The 300-nt window shown below is 50.7% G+C and carries 1 pseudogene; it reads right to left on the reverse strand.

The features are described 5' to 3' along the window. Window positions 1-299, reverse strand: a pseudogene (locus ACZYR9_RS27705) (transposase); the annotation flags it as partial. Window position 300 lies beyond the last annotated feature (1 nt).

Consider the following 300-nt stretch of genomic DNA (forward strand, 5'->3'; position numbering starts at 1 on the left):
CGGAGGTATACATCCGCAAGAATATGCGGCGTGCTCCAGAAATCCTGCATTGCCAGTTTTAAGCGATACGCACGGCCCGTCTGCAGATTGCTGTCTTTCAGCCGCGCCAGCGTTACCTTCTGCTCCGCCTTTAAGTTCGACTCGTTCTTCAGCCAGATGTATTTTGTGTGTTTAAGCTCCGGTGCTTGCTATTGCTCCGCGATACGGACATCATCCACGGCTTCGTTCACAAGCTTCATGACGTGGAATTTATCGAAGGTGATCTCGGCTTTGGGGAAGTAATCTTCAATCCCCCGAATA

It is taken from the genome of Paenibacillus sp. F024, from assembly GCF_057814255.1.